Here is a 19,109-nt window from a genome sequence, read left to right as displayed (position 1 = left end):
CGTGCCAGGATCGCGCCGTGCTCCGATCCGTTGAAGTCACGACCGCCCTCGTCCTTCCCTCGTCCTCCCATAACCTCCACTGGCGCCGCCGACTTGAACTGAGCCTGGACTGCTTCGTCTGCCAACGCACCGGCCGCACCACGCTCTTTGAGGTGGGAGCGGATCGAGCAGTCTGCTCAGGTGATGACGAGTTCGGTGAGCATTACTCCGCCGGCCGCATCGCGGCCTTCGACCACAGCGAAGAACGTGACCAGACCAGCCTGCGTGCGGTGGTCGACTACTGGTGGGCGCCGTTCCACGACGCCAAGCGAAATGAGCCTGGCGTTGCCCTCACCCGAGCACCTTGGGTTCGGCTCCACTTGGGCTACTACTGCCCTGAGACAGAGAAGCCGGGCGAGTTCCACACCCAGACCAACCTCGTCCGGCCTTCGTCCGGATCCTGTCGGCACTGCTCGGCGCCGGTCATGGTGAGCCGGGAGGTACCGCAACTCCGGCTTCTGGTGGGTCGCTGATGATCAAAAGGGCGAGTGAACCATCTCTGCCGGTCCTGCGACCGCTTACCCCTGGCAGGGTGCTGACCTGCACGAACAGCCGCGTTCAAGCGTCCAAGATCATTGCACGTATTTTGCACGGAGGGCTGCAAACGGCGGCTCCGGGTGGCATCCGGCTGCACAGGTCGACCGATCGACGCAGGAGCGTATCCGCAGGTCAGATGGCGTTTTTGCTGATCTTCGAGGTGCCCCCGGCAGGATTCGAACCTGCGACACACGGTTTAGGAAACCGATGCTCTATCCCCTGAGCTACGAGGGCGCGAGGGCCTAGTCTAGCGACCTGCGGGTTCACCTGGGTGGCAGGGAGTGGCCCACGTTCACCCACGTTCGCCGCACCCCCGTTCGCCCAGCCCAGGACCCCACTCCGAGCGCACGAACCCCAGGTTGCGACCGACGGTCGGCCGCAGTGACCCACGCTGACACCGGTTCACCCGGGTTGGCATCCGCTGGAGAGCACACCGCGCACATCATCGGAGATCATGAGGTTCCCTCCCCCGCGAACGCGGAGTCCAGGGGTAGTTCCATCACGTAGGGAGAGTAGGGCCGTCTCCCGCCCGTAGAGCTCGAATGCCGTCTGGAGCGGACACGGTGAGTCGCGTGGTTGTGGCATCGTGTCACCGCAAGCGGGGGGTGACGCAGGTGGATGTGTCGGCGCCGCCAAGGTACGCCGAAGCTTTGCTGTTCGTCGCCGAGGTGGTCGATGCGGCCGCCCGTCCCCCACATGGCGACCACGGCGAGGTCTGCCGAGCACGCCGGTGGGGCGCTTGGTCCGCGGGGTTGCTGCGTCGGCCTGTGGAGACGGTGATCCACCCCTGATGCCTACGGCTGCGGTCCCCACCAGGTGTCCGCTGATGCGAGAAAGCGGGCACTGGATCTGGCTGCGGCCTCGGTGGCAGGGTGGCAGCCGCTACGAGAGCGGCGCACGGGTGGTGGCACTCGGTGCCGGGCGGCCTGACGTAGCGGTGCGGCACGGCCGGCGACGCCCTGGCCGTGGCCGCCCCGACGGACTCAGCAGGCGTCCGGGTAGGCGGGATGCCTATGCTCGTCGGGTGAAGGACAGCGAGCAGGCCGTGCTGGCCGGGATGCTGCAGTCGGCCGAGGACGCCGCCCCGGTCGAGGCGGTCCAGGCCGTCACCGGCGCCATCGCCGCCGCATTGAACGCGCTCAGCGTCTCGCTGCTGATCGCCGACCTCAGCGGCCGGGCGTTGGTCCGGCTGACCCACGAACCAGGCGGCGACGGTCCCGGCCGGCGTCAGGGTGAGGAGGTCGCGGAAGTCCTCCCCTTCGACGGCGGACCCTACGAGCAGACACTGCGCCGGCAGACCACCCAGGTACTTTCCCGCCATGGCCGGTGGACGGTACTGGCGCCCGTCACCGAACGCGGCGAAGCCATCGGGCTGCTCGAGATCGACCTGCCCGACGAGCCGGACAGCGACGTTCTCGCCCAGCTCGGCCGCACCGGGCACGCGCTGGCGTTCGTGGTCATCGCCAACCGCCGGCACACCGACCTGTTCGAGTGGGGGCAGCGCACCACTCCGTTCGCCCTCTCCGCCGAGATCCAACGCCGCCTGTTGCCCGCCGCGTTCACCTGCGAAGCCGGCGCGTTCGCCCTCTCCGGCTGGCTGGAGCCGGCCGCCAGCGTCGGCGGGGACACCTTCGACTACAGCCTGGCCCGAGACCTGTTGCACCTCAGCGTCACCGACGCGATGGGCCACGGCGTGGCCAGTGCGCTGACCGCCACCCTCGGTGTGGGCAGCCTGCGCAACAGCCGCCGCCGGGGCGCGAGCCTGACCGCGCAGGCCGAGGAGGCCAACCGGGCCGTCGACGAACACGCCAACGTACGCGGCGCGTACGTGACCGCCGTGCTGGGCCGCATCCACCTCGCCACCGGGCGCTGCGAGCTGCTCAACGCCGGACACGTCCCGCCGCTACTGGTCCGCGACGGCCGGGCAACGCCGCTCGACCTGCCCGCCAACTTCCCGCTGGGCATGTTCCCCGACCAGCGCTACCGCAGCGGCGAGATTCCTCTGCGACCCGGCGACCGGCTGGTCATCGTCACCGACGGCATGCGCGAACGCAACGCCGCCGACCTCGACCTGCCCGCCGCCCTGCTCGCCATCGCCGATCTCCACCCCCGCGAGGCGGTCCGCGCGCTGTCCGACGCGGTGCTGGCGACCGCCGGGCCGGCCCTGGCCGACGACGCCACCCTGCTCATCGTCGACTGGTTCGGCACCAATGGCCTCCGGAGCAGCACCGCCGGCGCCGACGTCGCCCGCGCCAGTGGTTACCCACGGTAAGGACGCGTGCGGCGCCGACGGTGACGCGGCAGGACTCCGGTCGCCCTGTCCGGGGAGATCCGGCGCCGGCCGCTGCCCGGTGCCGGTGACTGCGCCGGCAAGATCGCGCTGCGGCCATGCGACCGACTGGTGGAGGTCACCGAGAAGCGCGCCAGGACCGCCTGCCCGACTGGCTACTGGCCTGTCGCGTGGTCCGTGGACGGCACATCGGCTTCAGCCGCCTGCACGCTGTCATAGACATGGATCACTCGGCTCACCGACGTGACCGTCAGGACGCTGCGCACGGCCGGCTGCACCGCGGCGAGGCTCAGCCGACCGCCGACGTCACGCAACGCCTTGAACATCACCACCAGCGCGCCCAGTCCGCTGGAGTCCATGAATCCCACCTCGGCCAGGTCCACCACCACCTGACGGTCACCGGCGTCGACCAACTGTTGCAGGCCCTCGCGCAGCTGGGGGGTTGTCGCCATGTCGAGCTCGCCGCGCACCTCGAGCACGGTGCAACCGCGGCCCGGCCGGGCCGACAAGAGCAGATCCACGACAACCTCCCCACACGGATGATCCCCGCTTACCATATGCTGCCGACGGGCGGACCGCCGTCGGCCGACGTCCGTGGAGCCGACATCCTGGCCGTTTCACCTCAGCAACCCCGGGTAGGGCTGACACCACCGGAGCATCGCGCCGCAGGGTGACGCAGTGGTCCGACGGGTCAGGTGCCGGCCGGGAGGAGCTACGCAGTGCGGGTGAGCATGGCCCTCTCACTCCCCCGTCAACCGTCGTCGGTGACCCGAGCCCGCCACGTGCTCACCACTCTGCTGAGCCTCACCGACGCCACCGAGGACGCCCGTGGCCACCTCGCCGTACTGATCACCGAGTCCTGCGCCAACGCGGTGCTGCACGGCCGTCCCGACAGCGTCGTCGACATCACCATCGTCATCGACGACGATGCCTGCCTGCTCGAGGTCGCCAATCGCGGCAGCACCCCCGACGGCGCGGGACTCGACGTCGGACTCCCCGCCCCGCTCACGGTCGGCGGCCGTGGACTGCCCTTGATCGCCGCGCTCGCCGACACGGCCGCCTTCGTCGCCGGGCCACCGGACCACGTGCTGCTCCGCATCACCAAGCGCCTCACCGACACACGACCGTCAGCGAGCCGATGACCGGCCGCTGCCCGCAGGGCGCCGCCCGCCATCCGCGGCGCCCGAGCACGGCGGCCGACCGATGAGCCGCGCCTCGGACCCCGGTCTCGCACCGCAACCCGGCTGGCGGCCGGGACGGGAAGAGGTCCGACGAGCAGGAGTACGGACTGCCACGAGGTGGTTCGCACTGGCGGGCCGGCCAGCCGGCTCGCCGCCGGCCGGCGACCTCACCTGTCGGTGGTCCAAACAGTCGCGTTGCCCTGCCCCGTGTGGCCGGTTCTGGTTCTGCCGCAGAGCTTCCTCGAGTTGGTCCTCGAGGATGATGATCCGGCAGGCGGCCTGCCCACCGGTGGCGTGCCCGGCGAAGGCCTCGTCGCCGTGGACGATGCGGTGGGCCATCGAGCGCTCGCGCTCCCCCACGTGCGAGTCGCGCGGTAGCCCGTCGGGTCGAGCAGGTACTCGGCCTGCTCGAACGAGCGGTCACCGAAGCTGTGGACCCAGCCGGCTCCGGCCGGCAGCACGGCGAGAAGCTCCCGGCTGATGGCCGGCAGGGTCTCGCCGGCCCCCGGCCCGCAGAACGGCGGCTGCTCGCCCGCCAACTCCCGCAGCACGGGGTCGGCGCGAATGGCCCGTACCGGAGCGGCGCTCAATGGCAGAGCGATGCTCTCCATGTCGCCACCCACGGCACGAGCTCAGCACATCAACGCACGACCACCCACACCAGCGTTGCCTGTGGTTGCACAGGTGCAGGATGCCGAAGGGGCGCCGGAGCGCGTGATCGCGCCCCGGCGGCCCGCCGTTGTCCGCCGTCGTCAGCCGTTGTTGTCGATCAGGCTGGCGATCTCGTTGTAGATCAGGTGCGCCTTCGCGCCCTGGTTCGACGGGCAACCGCCGAGGTGGTGCAGGGCGATCACCCGGTGGCTGGCGTTCAGCACGGGCGAGCCCGAGTTGCCGCCGGAGGTGTCACAGCTGTAGCTGATGTTCCAGCTGTTGTAGTTCGCGTTCCTGACGGTGCACGTCGCGCCGTTCTGGGTGTCCTCGAAGATCGACAGTCGCTTCGGGCTGCCGTCGCCGTGGCCCGGGATGTACATCCGCGTGCCGGTGCTGGTGGCGGTCGTCGCCAGGTACAGCGTGCCGAAGCTCTGGATGGTGGTGAAGTTGTTCACCGAGTACAGGGTGTAGTCCAGCTCGCCGGACCCGCCGCTGCTCACCTTGTAGAGGGTCGCGCCGCTCACCTTGGTGCCGGCGCCGGGGTTGTTGCCGCCGCAGGTGGCGCACTGGTAGTTGAACTGCATCTCGCTGCCGCTCACGGCGGACTGCGTGGAGAAGCAGTGCTTGTTGGTCAGCATGCGGTTGGTGTTGCCGACCCGCCAGGTGGTGCACATGCCACCGCCGCTGATCAGCAGCCGCGCCACCGCCCTGCCGCGCGCGTACTCCGTGGGGTGGCTGTTCTGGTAGCAGACCACGTCGCGGCGGGCGTCGGTGCTGCAGACGGACTGCGTGGAGAGGTTGTGCTGCGCGATCTCGGTGCGGTCGTAGCCGCGCCAGAACCGGTCGATGGTCGCGACGTTGCCGCGGGAGGCACGGCTGCTGTGCAGCGTCACCACCGCCGTGTCGCCGTCAACCGACATCGCCCAGAAGCCCGGCTGCCCGTCGGTGGTGTAGTCCGAGCCGGTCGCCCGGTTCAGGTAGCGGTCGTACCGGTAGCTCTCCCGGCCGTCGGGGCTCGACACCGTGACGTAGTCGCCGTGGGCCAGTCGCAGCGAGCTGAAGTGCACCTTGACGTACGACGCGCCGGGGTGCCGGATGATCTGCGTCCGGCCGTCACCGGCGGCGGAGAGCGCGCCCTCGACGGTGCGGAGCTCACCGACGGTGGTGACACCCTCCGCCTGGAACTGGTCCGCCTCGGGTGCCCGCTGGGACTGCGGTGCGAGAGGTTGGACCGCGGACGCCTCGGCGGCGGGTATCGACATCAGACTCAGCCCGAGCGTGCAGGCGCCGAGTGCGACCGCCGTCGTTCGCAGGCGGCGTAGGGCATGTTTCATCGTCGCTCCTCCCCAGGAACCAGCACCCAGACGTGCTTGCAGACTTCATACACGAGACCAACCAAGACATGCAAATTTATCGATGCTTACGGAGGCGTCGACCGCAGCCCCGTTCGGCGGCGAGGGCGCCGCAGACAGGCTCCGGTGGGGTGCCGGGCAACAGGCTCCGGTCAGTGCGCCGGTGACGGCGCCTCCGGCGGGCGACCGGCGGCGTGGCTGGCGTCGGCGAGGGCGACGCCCAGCAGCGTCAGCGCCGCCACGGCCGAGGCGGCCAGCGGTGGGGCGAAGAAGAGAGGTACGGCTGTGGCGGCCAGGATCGCGATGGCCACGACCCGCCGGATCGACAGCCGGTCGAACACGAGGCGTTCCAGGCGGATGCGGCCGTAGAGGAACAGCGCCGGCCCGCCGAGGATCACCGCGAGCCACGCCGGTTCCGGCCGGCCACCCGGGTGTTCGAGCACGAGCTCGTAGCCGACGGCGGTGGCGACGATCCCGATCACCATGACGACGTGGGCGATGCCGGTGGCCCGGCCGGCGGCCGGGCGGTCACCGGCGCCCGCGACGGCGTCGGCGAGGACCTGCCCGGAGCGGTAGAAGTAGATCCGCCACAGCAGCACCGTGGAGAGGTACGCCACCACGAGCGCCGCCGACGTCGCCGGGGTGACCGGCAGGTCGGTGAGGGTGATGCCCACGACGAGCACGGTCTCGCCGAGCGCGATCATGAGGAGCTGCTGGTAGCGGTGCGGCAGGTGGTGGCCGCTGTGCACCGCCCAGGCGCTGACGGGGGGCCGGGCCATGCCGGGCACCGGCCAGCGCAGCTGGGCGGCGACGATGTCCACGGTCACGGCGACGCCCCACAGGGCGGCGCGGAGCCAGCCGCTGACCGCCGCGCCCGCGAACCAGAGCATCGCGCCGACCGCGCACCACAGCACCGACCGGACGTAGAGTCCGCGCAGGACGTGCCCGCGCAGCAGGGGCAGGAGGATCAGCGGCCGGGCGCAGTGCAGGATCACGTACGGCAGCACGAAGGCCAGGCCGCGGCCCCCGAACGCGTAGGGCAGCGACGAGGCCATGACCAGCAGACCGAACGCGCTGGCCAGCACCACCAACTGGATCTTGCCACGGCGTGGGTCGAACCAGCTGGTGATGTGCGCGGTGGTGATCCACACCCAGATCAGCGGCAGCGCCAGCACCAGCAGGTACACCAGGGAACGCCACCGGACGAGTGGATCGTCGCTGGTGATGTCCCGCTCGACCCGGTTCACCACGCCGGACAGGGCGAACACCAGCACCAGGTCGACGAACAGCTCCAGGAAGTTCGCCTGCCGCACGTCCTCGCGCCGTTCCAGCAGGTTCCGCCCCTGACCGTCCCGAAGCCCCATGCCGCCCATGCTCGCGGCTGGCACGTCGCCGTACGGGCACGTTCGAGGTGGTCCACCCGGTAGGAGCGGGTCGGGTCGGGTCGCCGAGCCCTCGGCGGCGCGCTCGCGACGAGCTGAGCCAGGGCGTCGCGACGCGGGCCGGCGTCCTCGCGGCCGGGCGCGCCCCCCCGGTCACGGAGCTGGGTTCCGCGCCCCCGCCTCGACGGTCTGCGCGCGTGGACGCCGCGTCACCGCCAGTGCCCGCGGTACTTTCGCTGGTACTTCGGGTCGGCCTCCGCGTCGATCAACTCCCGTGCCGTCCGCTCGACGGCCGGATCGCCGACGGCGTCGTGGAGGTGCCGCAGCCCTTCGACGATGTCGCTGCGCACCAGGGTGCCGTTCTTCTCGTCGGCGGCTTCCCGGTACCGCCGGGCCAGGGCCGCCACGACGGCGTGGCGCTGGCTCTCCCCGGCCAGGCCGATCTTCCACAGCGACCGGAGGGCGTGGCGGGCGGTGACGAACCGCTCGTCCCTGCTGACCGCCACCAGCGCGTCCAGATCGCGCAGGATCCGCTCCGACGGGTGGCGTGCGGCGAGGTTGCAGAGGAGCTGCGCGGCGATGGCCCGGTTGTGGTTGTCGGCGTCGCCCAGGTGGCCCACGAGGTCGTCCCAGACGTCGTCGGCCCAGGGCACCGGCTCGCTCGTCGCCTCCATCAGGGCCGTGTAGGCGGCGTTCTGGCGCGTGCGGTCCGTGCCCCACGCGTCGGCGTACTGCGCCGGTGCTCCGTCCATCGTCCAGCCTCCAGTGGTCCACGTCGCTGCCGGCTTCGGTAACGGCACCGTCGTTCTGGTCGACGGCCCCCCAGCAGGTTGCCAGAGGGCCGCCGCCCGGTGCGGCCCGCCGCGCGCAGGCGACCGTACGTCCGTCCGACCCGCCCCCGCGGGCGCCGGTCAGGACCGGCCGGAGCTGATCCGGTCCAGGTGGGGCGCGAGTTCGTCGGTGATCAGCAGGTCGCGGCGGATCTCGTCGTGCGGGTAGCCGGCCCGGCCCACCATGTGCGCCGCGACGGGCGCGGTGGCGAGCTGGAAGGCGCCGACGAGGACGAGGGTGGTGATGTCCACGCCGGTGCGCAGGCGCAGCGCGCAGCCGAGCAGCACGAGCAGCAGGCCGAGCACCTGGGGCTTGGCCGCCGCGTGCATCCGGGCGAGCAGGTCGGGGAAGCGCAGCAGTGCCGCCCCGGCGGCGACGCAGAGCAGTGCGCCGGAGATCAGGCAGACCGCGGCGGTGACGTCGAGTACCGCGTCGAGCGTCACCTGTCGTTCCTCCGGGCGGCGAAGCGGGCGACGCTGACCGAGCCGACGAACCCGAGGATGGCGAGGACGACCAGCACGGGCAGCGCGGTGGCGTCGCGGCTGTAGGCGGCCTCGGTGGCGATGGCGGCGACGACGACGGCGAGCAGGACGTCGGTGGCGACGGCGCGGTCGAGGATGGACGGTCCGCGGATGATGCGGACGAGGGTCAGGCCGACGGCCACGGCGAGCAGCACGGCGACGGTCACGGCGACGACGGTCATCTGGGTGCCCCTTCCGGGTGGGCCGGCTCCGGTGGGCCGGCGGGGTGGGGTTGCGTCACGCGGCGCAGCTCGTCCGGCGAACCGATGGCGGCGACGATCCGCGCTTCGAGATCCAGCACGCCCTGCCGGAACCGCTCGACCTCCTCTCGGCTGCGGACGCCGATGACGTGCACGTAGAGGGTGCCGGTCGTCCGGTCGGCCTCGATGATGAGGCTGCCGGGCACCAGGGACAGCGCCTCGGCGGTCAGCGTGAGGTTGAGGTCGGTGTTGACCCGCAGCGGTACGGCGATGATCGCGCTGAGCGGGGGGTGCCCGAACCGCACCGCCAGCCAGGCGATCTGGGCGGAGGCGACCACGAGGTCCCGCAGGAAACGCACCCAGAACCGCGCGAGCGGCACCGGCCGGATCCGCCCGGCGAAGGTCACCGGCGGCAGCGGGAAGACGGCCAGCAGCACGACGGAGAGCACCAGCCCACTTATCAGGTTGGCCCAGGAGAGGGTGCCCCACAGCAGCACCCAGACGCCGGTCAGCCCGGTCACGGCGACGATCCGGTTGCGTCGGCGGGCCGTACGGGTCAGCGGCGGGTTCGCCGGTGGGTTGGGGGTGGTCGGGTCACTGGTCACGGGGCACCGTCCGGAAACACGGCCTCGACGTACGGGGTCCGGCGCAGCAGGTCGTCGGCCGCGTCGGTGCTGATGTCGAACAGCGGCCCGGCCACCACCGCCAGCGCCAGGCCGAGCGCCACCAGCGCGGCGGTCGAGCCGATCATCAGCCGGGGCAGCACGGCGCCCGACGCCTCGGGGTCCCGTTCCCGGTGCGGTTGCCCGGTGCGGCCGGCGTGGGCGGTGTCGCCGACGTCGGGCATGTCCGGGTGCGGGGCACGCCAGAAGGCCAGGTTCCACACGCGGGCGATGGCGTAGAGGGTGAGCAGGCTGGTGAGCAGCCCGCCGGCGACGAGCGTCCAGGCCAGCGGGCCGCCGTCGTCCACGCCCGCCTGGACGAGGCCGAGCTTGCCGAGGAAGCCGGAGAACGGTGGGATGCCGGCGAGGTTGAGCGCGGGTACGAAGAACAGCACGGCCAGCAGCGGCGACAGTCGGGCCAGCCCGCCGAGCCGGTCCAGGGCGGTGCTCCCGCCACGGCGTTCGACCAGGCCGGCGGCGAGGAACAGGGTCGTCTGGATGGTGATGTGGTGCACCACGTAGAAGATCGCCGCGGAGAGCCCGAGGGAGCTGCTCAGCCCGACGCCGAAGAGCATGTAACCGATGTGGCTGATGAGGGTGAACGACAGCAGCCGTTTGACGTCGGACTGGGCGACCGCGCCGAGGATGCCCACCACCATGGTCAGGGCCGCCACCACCAGCAGCAGGTCCGCGGTGCGGCCGCCGGGGAACAGCAGCGTCTCGGTGCGGATGACCGCGTACACGCCGACCTTGGTGAGCAGGCCGGCGAAGACCGCGGTGACCGGGGCCGGGGCGGTCGGGTAGCTGTCCGGCAGCCAGGCCGACAGCGGGAACACGGCCGCCTTGATGCCGAAGGCGAGCAGCAGCATCCCCTGCAGGACCAGCCGCAGGTCGTCCGGCAGCGCGTCGAGCCGGTCGACGAGCTGGGCCAGGTTGAGCGTGCCGGTCGCCGCGTAGACCAGGCCGATCGCGACCAGGAAGATCAGCGACGACAGCAGGCTGACCACGACGTACGTGGTGCCGGCCCGGATCCGGGTCTCCGTGCTGCCCAGGGTCAGCAGCACGTAGCTGGCCACCAGCAGGATCTCGAAGCCGACGTACAGGTTGAACAGGTCGCCGGAGAGGAACGCGTTGCACACGCCGGCGGTCAGCACGAGGTAGGTCGGGTGGTAGACCGACAGCGGGGTCTCCTCGTTGCCGTCGGCCGTGCCCTGCCCGATCGAGTAGACCAGCACGCAGAGGGTGACGGCGGCGGAGACGACGAGCATCAGCGCGGCGAGCTGGTCGGCGACCAGGACGATGCCCAGCGGCGCGACCCAGCCGCCGACCTCGATGACCAGCGGGCCGTCGACGGAGGAGCGGAGCAGCAGCGCGGCCGCCACGACGACGGTGGCGGTGAGGACGGTGAGGCTGACCCACCGCTGGGCGCGGGGCCGGCCGACGAGCAGCAGCGTCAGGGCCGCGCCGAGCAGCGGCATCACCACCGGCAGGGGTACGAGCCAGGTCATCGGCCCCTCCCCGCGTTCCCGGCCGGGCTCGCCGCCCGGTCGTCGTCGGGCGCGGTGGCCGGTTCGCTCTCGCCGTCACCGGTGTCGGGGTCGTCGGTGCCCGGTCCCTCGTCCCGGTCGGCCAGCTCCATGATGCGGCGGTCCTCGACGTCGTCCTGCACCTCGTCGTGCCCGTTGAGGTGCCAGCTGCGGTACGCCAGGGCGAGCAGGAACGCGGTCATGCCGAGGGTGATGACGATCGCCGTCAGCACCATGGCCTGGGGCAGCGGGTCGCTCATGTCCCCCTCGGCGGTGGTGCCGACGATCGGCGGCCCGCCGGCCCTGCCGCCGGTGAGCAGCAGCAGGTTGGCGCCGTTGCCGAGCAGGATGACGCCCATCAGCACCCGGGTGAGGCTGCGTTCCAGCAGCAGCGTCACCCCGGCGGCGAAGAGGACGCCGACCACGAGGACGTAGGTCAGGTTCGGGTTCACACCAGCTCCTTCGTCCGGTCGTGGGCCTGTTCGGTCTCGGATTGGTCGGTCTCCTGCTGGCGGTCCATCTCCGCGCCCAGGCTGCGCAGGATGTCCAGGACCAGGCCGACCACGATGAGGTAGACGCCGACGTCGAAGAAGACCGACGTGACGAAGTGGACGTGACCGAGGACCGGCACGTGCAGGTCCAGCAGGGCGCTCTGGAGGAACTCGCCGCCCAGCAGCATCGCGGCGACGCCCGTGCCGACCGCGACGAACAGCCCGGCGCCGAGCACCGCGCCGGCGTCGACCGGGGCGGCCCCGTTGAGCTCGGTACGCCCGCCGGCCAGGTAGCGCACGGCCAGCGCGAGCCCGGCGACCAGTCCGGCGGCGAAGCCGCCGCCGGGGGCGTTGTGCCCGGAGAAGAGCAGGTAGATCGAGAAGAGCACGATGGCGTGGAACAGCAGCCGGGTGACGACCTGGAGGATGACCGACTGCTGTCGGGTGGTGGCGCCGGTGGTGAGCCAGCGCGGCCGCGCCGACTCGGTGCGGCCGGGGGGGGGGGGGGGGGGGGGGGCCGGCGCCGGGGATGCCCCGGCGCAGGTCGAGGTCCCGGGAGTGGCGGAAGATGAGGCTGGCCACGCCCGTGGCGGCCACCACCAGGACGGCGATCTCGCCCATGGTGTCCCAGGCCCGGATGTCCACCAGGGTCACGTTGACGATGTTCTTGCCGCCGCCGTAGGAGACGGCCTCGTCGGGGAAGTCGACGGAGATCGGGGTGGCCACCCGCGCTCCCGCCGCGACGTACGCCATGCCGGCGGTGACCACGCCCACGGCGACGCCGAGCGCGACGCGACCGCGCCGGCTGGCCCGGATGGGCCGCTCGGAGAACCTGGCCGGGAGATGGCGCAGGACCAGCACGAACATGACGATCGTGACGGTCTCCACCAGGAACTGGGTCAGGGCCAGGTCCGGGGCGCCGTGCAGGATGAACAGCAGCGCGGTGCCGTAGCCGGCGACGCCGACGAGGATCATCGCGGTCAGTCGGCGCCGGGCGCGGGCGGCGGCCACGGCGGCCACGATCACCACCGCGGCGGCGACGGCCTGCAACGGGGTGTCCCACAGTTGGAACCGCTGCGGCCAGGGCAGCCCGGCCAGCAGCGCCCCACCCGGCAAGGTGATCATCACCAGCAGGATGACGCCGAGGTAGAACGGCAGGGAGCCGCGCTGGGTGGCGCCGGTCAGCTCCACCGCCAGCCGGTCCACCCCGCCGATGAGCCGGTCGTAGACCGCGGCCCCGTCGAAGGGCAGCCGGGCCGCCGGGCCCAGCCGCCCCCGGTGCCGCAGGAGGAACAGCCCGACGCCGGCGGCGACCGCCAGCGCCGACAGGCCCAGCGCCGGGGTCGGCCCGTGCCACAGCGCGAGGTGGTAGCCGGGCTCGGCGCTCGGGTACAGGTCGGCGTACGGGGCGAGGACCTCGTCGACGGCGGGCGCGAAGAGGCCCGCCGCCAGACCGGCGACGGCGAGCACGACGGCCGGTGCGAGGAAGGGCCACCGGACGGGCCGGGCCTCGGTGGTGGGGACGTCGCCTTTGGTGGCGAAGGCGCCCCAGACGAAGCGCAGCGTGTACGCCACGGTCAGCGCCGAGCCGAGCACCACGCCGGCGAGCACCGCCAGGTCGGCGGTGCCGCCGTGCAGGAACGCCTCGACCGCCGCCTCCTTGGCGACGAATCCGGCCAGCGGCGGGAGGCCGGCCATGGAGGCCGCCGCGAGGACGGCCACCGCCGCGAGCGCGGGCGCCCGCCGCCCGAGGCCGCTGAGTTCGCGCAGGTCGCGGGTGCCGGCGACGTGGTCGACGACGCCGACGACGAGGAACAGGGTGGACTTGAACAGCGCGTGGGCCAGCACCATCGCCACGCCGGCCAGCGCGGTGTCGCGGGTGCCGGCGCCGAGGACCACCATCAGCAGGCCGAGCTGGCTGACCGTGCCGTAGGCGAGCAGCAGCTTCAGGTCGTCCTGCCGCAGCGCCGCCCAGCCGCCGAGGAACATGGTGATCAGCCCGCCGACGAGCAGCACCGGCCGCCACGGCGTGACCCCGGCCACGGCCGGTCCCATCAGCGCGACGAGGAAGACGCCGGCCTTGACCATCGCCGCGGCGTGCAGGTAGGCGCTGACCGGGGTGGGCGCGGCCATCGCGCCGGGCAGCCAGAAGCTGAAGGGGAAGATGGCCGACTTGCTCAGCGCGCCGAGCAGGATCAGCACCAGGGCCCCGGCCAGGTAGCCGCCGCCGGGCAGGTCGGTGGCGATCTCCGACCAGCGGTAGGTGCCGGCGTGCTGGCCGAGCATGACGAACCCGGCGAGCATCGCCAGGCCGCCCAGGGTGGTCACCAGCAGTGCCTGCATGGCGGCCCGCCGGCTGGCCCGCCGGGTCGGGTCGCTGCCGATCAGCAGGTAGGAGAGGACGGTCGTCAGCTCCCAGAAGACGTACAGCAGCAGCAGGTCGTCGGAGACCACGAGGCCGAGCATCGCCCCGGCGAAGGCGACGAAGACCGCCGCGAAGCGGCCCAGGCCCGGGTCGTCGGAGCGGAAGTAGCGGGCGCTGTACGCGAGCACGAGCGCCCCGACCCCGCCGACGAGCACCGCCATCAGCCAGGCCAGGGTGCCCATGCGCAGGGCGACCTCCAGGCCGAGCTGGGGAACCCAAGTCACCGTCTCGACGACCGGGCTGCCGGAGCGGACCGTTCCGGTCCGGGTCAGCGCCCAGACCAGGGTCGCCGCGGGGGCCAGGGCCACCAGGTAGAGGGCCCGTCGCCCCCAGATACGTATCAGTCCCGGGGCGATCACGGCTGCGAGTGCGTGGACCGCCACCAGAACCAGCACATACCCTCCCCAGAGCTCGACAGCCGGTCAGCCAACCCTAACCGGTAAGGAGCGAATCCGCATCTCGGCCGATACCGGCCGGGCGGTGGGGCGGGCCCGGACGCCGCGGCGCCCCGCTCGTCAGCCCCCCGCGAGGAGGTCGGCGGCGGCCGACGTGGCGGCCTCGGCGCCCGCGACCACGACCTCGTCACCGACGTGCAGGACGTACCCGTCGCCGGGGGTCGGCACGACCGCGCCGTCACGGACGACCGCGAGCAGCGCCAGCGGCTGCCCGGCCAGGCCGGTGTCGGCGAGGGGCCGCCCGTCGGCCGGCGAGCCCGCGCTGACGGGTATCCGCACGACGGAGACCCCGGGCAGCCGTCGCTCCAGCTCGGCGACGTGGTCCACCGTCACCGCCTCGTCCAGCACGGTCGCCACGGCCTGCGCCTCGCTCCTGGTCAGCACCAGGGTGTGCAGCGCGGTGTCCGGGTCCTTCGGGTGGTAGACGACCAGGTCACGCTGGCCGTTGACGTGCGAGATGACGGCGGCCCGCTGGCCCTTCGCGGTCGTGAAGCGCTGGCAGACACCGATCCCGGCCATCACCGTACGTTCGAACCGCATGGCCGCCCCCTGTTCCTCGCGTACCTCCTCCCTATCATGATCAGGAGGCGATCGCCCACCCCCCGGACACCCTTGCCACCCTGGTGAGCAGGGCCGACGCTGCGCTCAGCGGGCGGCGGTCAGCGCTGCCAGCGCACGACTCCGCCGACCACGGTGAGCGCCACCGTGAGGTCGCGCAGGTCCGCCGGCTCGACCTGGTACGGGTCGGTGGGCAGCGCGATGAAGTCCGCGAGCATGCCGGGGGTCAGCCGCCCCTTCAGGTGCTCCTCGTAGGAGGCGTACGCGCCGGCCTCGGTGAAGCAGCGCAGCGCCGTGTCGAGACTGACCCGCTCGTGCGGGTCCACGCCGCCGGGCGGGGTGCCGTCGGGCTGCTGCCGGGTCACCGCGGCGTGGATGCCGAAGAACGGGTCCGGGTCCTCCACCGGGGCGTCCGAGCCGAACGCCACCGTCGCCCCGGCGTCCAGCAGGCTCCGCCAGGCGTACGAGGCGAGGTCCCGGCCGGCGAGCATCCTGCTGGTCAGGGGGATGTCGCTGGTGCAGTGGGTGGGCTGCATCGAGGCGGTCACGCCCAGCCGGGCGAGCAGCGGCACGTCCGCCGGCCGCAGGTGCTGGGTGTGTTCGATCCGGTGCCGCAGCCGCCGTACCGCCTTGGCGACGGTCGGGTCGGTCCGCGCCGACTCCTGCCAGTTGGCGTACGCCCGCAGCACCATCTGGTTCGCGGCGTCGCCGATGGCGTGCGCCGCGACGGCGATGCCCGCCCCGGCCGCCTTCGCCACCAGCCGCTCGAACTCCTCCGCCGGGGTGACCGCGATGCCGTGGTTGTGCGGCTCCCCGTCGTACGGCTCGGTCATCAGGCAGGTGTGCGAGCCGAGCGCCCCGTCGGTGAAGATCTTGACCGGGCCGGTGCTCAGCCAGCGGTTCCCGTCGCCGGTCGCCCAGCCGAGGTCGATCACCTCGTCCAACGCGGTCGACGGGATCGACTTGTGCACCCGCAACGGCAGCTCGCCCCGGGCGTACAGGGTCTCGTAGGCGGCCCGGCAGTCCTGCCCGTCAAGGTCGTGGATGCTGGTCAGGCCGACGGAGAGCAGCCGGGGCAGGTGGGTGCGCAACTGCGCGACCAGATCACCGGCGAGCGAGGAGCGCAGGACGTCGTAGGCCGCGTCCCCCGCCGCCTCCCGCAGGATGCCGGTCGGCTCGCCGCGTTCGTCGCGGGCGATCTGCCCGCCGACCGGGTCGGGGGTGTCGGCGTCGATGCCGAGCCGCCGGAGGGCGGCGGTGTTGACCCAGGTGGTGTGCCCGTCGATGCTGGGCAGCACGGCGGGCCGGTCCGGGCAGACGCGGTCCAGGTCGGCCCGGGTCGGCTGCACCGGCCGGTCCCACTTGTGGCTGTCCCAGCGCCCGCCGAAGAGCCAGGCGTCGGGCGCCAGGGTGGCGGCGTGCCGCCCGATCCGCGTCAACGCCTCGTCGAGGCTGGTCGTGCCACGCAGGTCCACCTGCTCCAGGCCGCGTACGTAGAGCGCCGAGTGGAGGTGGCTGTCGATCAGCCCGGGCAGCACCGTCATCCCGCCGAGGTCGACCCGGCGCGCCCCGCCGCCGGCCCGGTCGCGGCACTCGTCGAGGCTTCCGACGGCGACGATCCGCTCGCCGCGCACCAGCATGGCCTCGGCGTGTGGACGGGCGGGGTCGAGCGTGTGGATCAGGGCGTTCTCGAAAACCGTAGCGGTCATGGGTTGCCTGCTTCGACGGTCGGGGTGGGGGCCAACCATGCTAGACAGCCGCCGGTGCCGGGCACCGGGCACCCGGGCGGGGCGGCGCCGAGGGTCGGCCGGCACCCGGCCGCCTGCGGTACGCTACCGGCCAGTCACTACTACGACCTGTCGTGCTTGTCGCCGGGCACCCGCCCTCCGGCCGCCCGACACGGAGGTGCCGGATGGCCGACGACGCGGAGCTGACCGCGTGGGCGCTGGCCGCCGGCCGGGGTGACCCGACCGCCGCCGCCTGCTTCGTCCGGGCGACGCAGCAGCAGGTCCGGCGCTTCCTCGCCGCGATGGTGGCACCCCGCGAGGCCGACGACCTGACCCAGGAGACCTTCCTGCGGGCGATGCGGTCGTTGCCGTCGTACGCCGGACGCTCCTCGACGCGGACGTGGCTGCTCACCATCGCCCGCCGGGTCGCGGCGGACCACGTCCGCACCGTGACGTCACGGCCGCGCACGGTGCCGATGCCGGACGGGTACGACGTCCCCGACCCGACGCACAGCGGCTTCGACCGGCGGGTCGTGCTCGAACGCCTCATCGCGGCGCTGCCCAGGGACCGGCGGGAGGCGTTCGTCGCCACCCAGGTCCTCGGCCTGTCCTACGCCGAGGCGGCGCAGGTGTGCGGCTGTCCGGTGGGCACCATCCGTTCCCGGGTGGCCCGGGCCCGGGAGGATCTGGTCGCCGCCGTGCGCAGCTGGTCCGGGCCGGACGCGCGCCGGGGCGGCAACGTCACCGGCTGAGCGGCACTCCCCGCGCTGACCTGCGGGAAGGCGACGATCCACCACACTGCGCGGGAACCAACGACGCGTCCGGGGCGACTACCGGTACATGGGGTGCGAGCAGTGGCGCGAGGTGCTGTCGGCGCAGTTGGACGGGGAGGAGACCGCCGCCGAGCGGACGGCGGTGGCGGCCCACCTGACCGGCTGCGGCGGCTGCCGGGCGTGGTACGACCAGGCCACGGCGGTGACCCGCCGGGCCCGGCTCTCGGTGGCCGTCTCCGGTGCCGACCTCACCGACGTCATCCTCGGCACGTTGCCCACGCCGGCCCCGCGCCGCCGGCGGGAGCGGGTCGTGCTCACCCTGCGGGCGGTCCTGGGTCTGGTCGGGGCGCTGCAACTCGTGCTGGGCCTGGCGCAGGTCGGACGCGGCGCGGCGAGCGCACACGCGCACGCGGCGGCCGGCGGGCTGATGGCGGGGCACCTGTGGCACGAGTCGGCGGCGTGGAACGTCGCCGTGGGCGCGGGTTTCCTGTTCGTCGCGGCCCGCCGCACACGACCGACCGGGCTGGTGCCGACGTTGAGCGCCTTCGTCGGCATGCTCGCGCTGCTGTCGGTCAACGACCTGCTGACCGGGCGGGTGGACACCGCCCGGCTGGTCAGCCACGGCTTCCTGCTCGCGGGCTACGTCATCGTCGTCGCCCTGTCCCGCCGAGGGCTGCGCCCCGACGGCCCGACCCGGCGCAGCCGTCCGGACGAACCCCGCTGGAGCCTGCCCGTCGACGAGCCCACGGAGTCGCCGGGCCTGCGGCTGCTCCCGTCGCCGTACCCCGGCTCCGCGCACGCCTCCGACCGCCGTGCGGCCTGACCGGAACCCATCCGTCCGGCTCGGCACCGCCTCGGCCCTCAGTTGCCCGGCCGACCACCACCGATCAGGAGAAGCACCAGACATGCACACCAGGTTCCGCCGCCCGACCGCCGCGGCCCTCGTCGCCGCCGCGCTGACCACCGCCGCGCTGCTGCTCGTACCGGCCGCCCCCGCCGCCGCGCACAACACGCTGCGGGCCGCCAGCCCCGCCGACGGCGAGCGCCTGACGACGCCGCCGACGCGGGTCACGCTGGAGTTCGCACAGCGGCTCGACCCGGCCTTCACCACCATCGCGCTGACCGACGCCGACCGGCGGAAGGTCCCCACCGGTGCGCCCACCGTCGACGGGACGAAGGGCACGGTGACGGTCGACGAGACGCTGGGCGAGGGCACCTACACCGTCGCCTACCGGATCGTCTCCGCCGACGGGCATCCCGTGCAGGGCTCGTACCGGTTCACCGTCGTCGGCGTCGCCGCTGCCGGGGTGTCGGGGCCGGGGTGCTGCCGGTCAGTGGGTCTCGCGACGCCGACGCAGCAGCAGCGTGGCCCCGCCGAGGACGGCCACCAGGACCCCGGCGGCCACCAGCGCGGCGGCACCCGTCCCGAAGCCGCCGGAGCCGGTCCCGGGAGCGGCGGCGGGGCCGGCCGACCCGGCGGAGGCGGCGGCGGGGTCGGCCGATCCGGT

Annotated in this window: 18 protein-coding genes, 1 tRNA gene and 1 pseudogene; 6 read left to right on the top strand and 14 right to left on the bottom strand. The window is 72.9% G+C overall.

Features of this window, described 5'->3' with window-relative positions; genetic code table 11:
- Nucleotides 1-17 precede the first annotated feature (17 nt).
- Nucleotides 18-512, top strand: a complete 495-nt coding sequence (locus ACSNN9_RS07310; protein WP_436672005.1) for a hypothetical protein — start codon at nt 18-20, stop codon at nt 510-512.
- A 225-nt stretch (nt 513-737) separates the two neighbouring features.
- Here the strand turns inward: ACSNN9_RS07310 and ACSNN9_RS07305 are convergent.
- A tRNA-Arg gene (locus ACSNN9_RS07305) sits at nt 738-810 on the bottom strand.
- Nucleotides 811-1,600: 790 nt separating this feature from the next.
- Between ACSNN9_RS07305 and ACSNN9_RS07300 the strand changes: the two genes are divergently transcribed.
- On the top strand, nt 1,601-2,848 hold the full coding sequence (locus ACSNN9_RS07300; RefSeq protein WP_436672003.1) for a PP2C family protein-serine/threonine phosphatase: 1,248 nt from the start codon (nt 1,601-1,603) through the stop codon (nt 2,846-2,848).
- Between the two features lie 173 nt (nt 2,849-3,021).
- Here ACSNN9_RS07300 and ACSNN9_RS07295 read toward each other — a convergent pair whose 3' ends face one another.
- Nucleotides 3,022-3,387 carry an STAS domain-containing protein gene (locus tag ACSNN9_RS07295; RefSeq protein WP_436672002.1) on the bottom strand — a complete coding sequence of 122 codons (366 nt, stop codon included), beginning with the start codon at nt 3,385-3,387 and terminating at the stop codon, nt 3,022-3,024.
- A 210-nt stretch (nt 3,388-3,597) separates the two neighbouring features.
- Between ACSNN9_RS07295 and ACSNN9_RS07290 the strand changes: the two genes are divergently transcribed.
- Nucleotides 3,598-4,008: an ATP-binding protein gene (locus ACSNN9_RS07290; protein ID WP_436672070.1), complete on the top strand. Its 411-nt coding sequence runs from the start codon at nt 3,598-3,600 to the stop codon at nt 4,006-4,008.
- A 791-nt stretch (nt 4,009-4,799) separates the two neighbouring features.
- Here ACSNN9_RS07290 and ACSNN9_RS07285 read toward each other — a convergent pair.
- The 12 genes and pseudogenes from ACSNN9_RS07285 to ACSNN9_RS07230 form a co-directional block, all read right to left on the bottom strand.
- A complete protein-coding gene (locus ACSNN9_RS07285; RefSeq protein ID WP_436672000.1) occupies nt 4,800-5,960 on the bottom strand; it encodes a trypsin-like serine peptidase in 1,161 nt (386 codons plus the stop codon).
- Between the two features lie 242 nt (nt 5,961-6,202).
- Complete coding sequence (locus tag ACSNN9_RS07280) at nt 6,203-7,414, bottom strand: low temperature requirement protein A (RefSeq protein WP_436671999.1); 1,212 nt, start codon at nt 7,412-7,414, stop codon at nt 6,203-6,205.
- A 227-nt stretch (nt 7,415-7,641) separates the two neighbouring features.
- On the bottom strand, nt 7,642-8,184 hold the full coding sequence (locus ACSNN9_RS07275) for a hypothetical protein (RefSeq protein WP_436671997.1): 543 nt from the start codon (nt 8,182-8,184) through the stop codon (nt 7,642-7,644).
- 159 nt (nt 8,185-8,343) lie between these two features.
- Nucleotides 8,344-8,706 (bottom strand): monovalent cation/H(+) antiporter subunit G, encoded by a 363-nt coding sequence (gene mnhG, locus ACSNN9_RS07270; RefSeq protein WP_436671995.1) that lies wholly within the window; start codon nt 8,704-8,706, stop codon nt 8,344-8,346.
- Nucleotides 8,703-8,966: a monovalent cation/H+ antiporter complex subunit F gene (locus ACSNN9_RS07265; RefSeq protein WP_436671993.1), complete on the bottom strand. Its 264-nt coding sequence runs from the start codon at nt 8,964-8,966 to the stop codon at nt 8,703-8,705. The genes mnhG and ACSNN9_RS07265 overlap by 4 nt, the downstream gene beginning before the upstream one ends.
- Nucleotides 8,963-9,589 (bottom strand): Na+/H+ antiporter subunit E, encoded by a 627-nt coding sequence (locus ACSNN9_RS07260; RefSeq protein ID WP_436671992.1) that lies wholly within the window; start codon nt 9,587-9,589, stop codon nt 8,963-8,965. The genes ACSNN9_RS07265 and ACSNN9_RS07260 overlap by 4 nt, the downstream gene beginning before the upstream one ends.
- Nucleotides 9,586-11,154, bottom strand: coding sequence for a Na+/H+ antiporter subunit D (locus ACSNN9_RS07255; protein WP_436671991.1), 1,569 nt, complete (start codon nt 11,152-11,154; stop codon nt 9,586-9,588). The genes ACSNN9_RS07260 and ACSNN9_RS07255 overlap by 4 nt, the downstream gene beginning before the upstream one ends.
- Complete coding sequence (locus ACSNN9_RS07250) at nt 11,151-11,570, bottom strand: Na(+)/H(+) antiporter subunit C (RefSeq protein ID WP_436672068.1); 420 nt, start codon at nt 11,568-11,570, stop codon at nt 11,151-11,153. Before ACSNN9_RS07250 ends, ACSNN9_RS07255 begins: the two co-directional genes overlap by 4 nt.
- A 50-nt stretch (nt 11,571-11,620) precedes the next feature.
- Nucleotides 11,621-12,052: an MnhB domain-containing protein gene (locus ACSNN9_RS07245; RefSeq protein WP_436672066.1), complete on the bottom strand. Its 432-nt coding sequence runs from the start codon at nt 12,050-12,052 to the stop codon at nt 11,621-11,623.
- 220 nt (nt 12,053-12,272) lie between these two features.
- Nucleotides 12,273-14,447 (bottom strand): annotated as a pseudogene (locus tag ACSNN9_RS07240) (Na+/H+ antiporter subunit A); the annotation flags it as partial.
- A 156-nt stretch (nt 14,448-14,603) separates the two neighbouring features.
- Complete coding sequence (locus ACSNN9_RS07235; RefSeq protein ID WP_436671989.1) at nt 14,604-15,083, bottom strand: cation:proton antiporter regulatory subunit; 480 nt, start codon at nt 15,081-15,083, stop codon at nt 14,604-14,606.
- 119 nt (nt 15,084-15,202) lie between these two features.
- Complete coding sequence (locus ACSNN9_RS07230) at nt 15,203-16,810, bottom strand: amidohydrolase (RefSeq protein WP_436671988.1); 1,608 nt, start codon at nt 16,808-16,810, stop codon at nt 15,203-15,205.
- A 203-nt stretch (nt 16,811-17,013) separates the two neighbouring features.
- Between ACSNN9_RS07230 and ACSNN9_RS07225 the strand changes: the two genes are divergently transcribed.
- The 3 genes from ACSNN9_RS07225 to ACSNN9_RS07215 all read left to right on the top strand — a co-directional run.
- A complete protein-coding gene (locus ACSNN9_RS07225) occupies nt 17,014-17,580 on the top strand; it encodes a sigma-70 family RNA polymerase sigma factor (RefSeq protein WP_436671987.1) in 567 nt (188 codons plus the stop codon).
- Between the two features lie 88 nt (nt 17,581-17,668).
- Nucleotides 17,669-18,424 (top strand): zf-HC2 domain-containing protein, encoded by a 756-nt coding sequence (locus ACSNN9_RS07220; RefSeq protein WP_436671986.1) that lies wholly within the window; start codon nt 17,669-17,671, stop codon nt 18,422-18,424.
- Nucleotides 18,425-18,506: 82 nt separating this feature from the next.
- Nucleotides 18,507-19,109: copper resistance CopC family protein (locus ACSNN9_RS07215; protein ID WP_436671984.1), on the top strand; the 603-nt coding region annotated here is incomplete at its 3' end.

Source organism: Micromonospora sp. URMC 107 (assembly GCF_051386315.1).
GTDB lineage: Bacteria > Actinomycetota > Actinomycetes > Mycobacteriales > Micromonosporaceae > Micromonospora.
The sequence above is the reverse complement of the archived record's forward strand: the minus strand, read 5'-3'. Positions and strand labels throughout refer to the sequence as shown.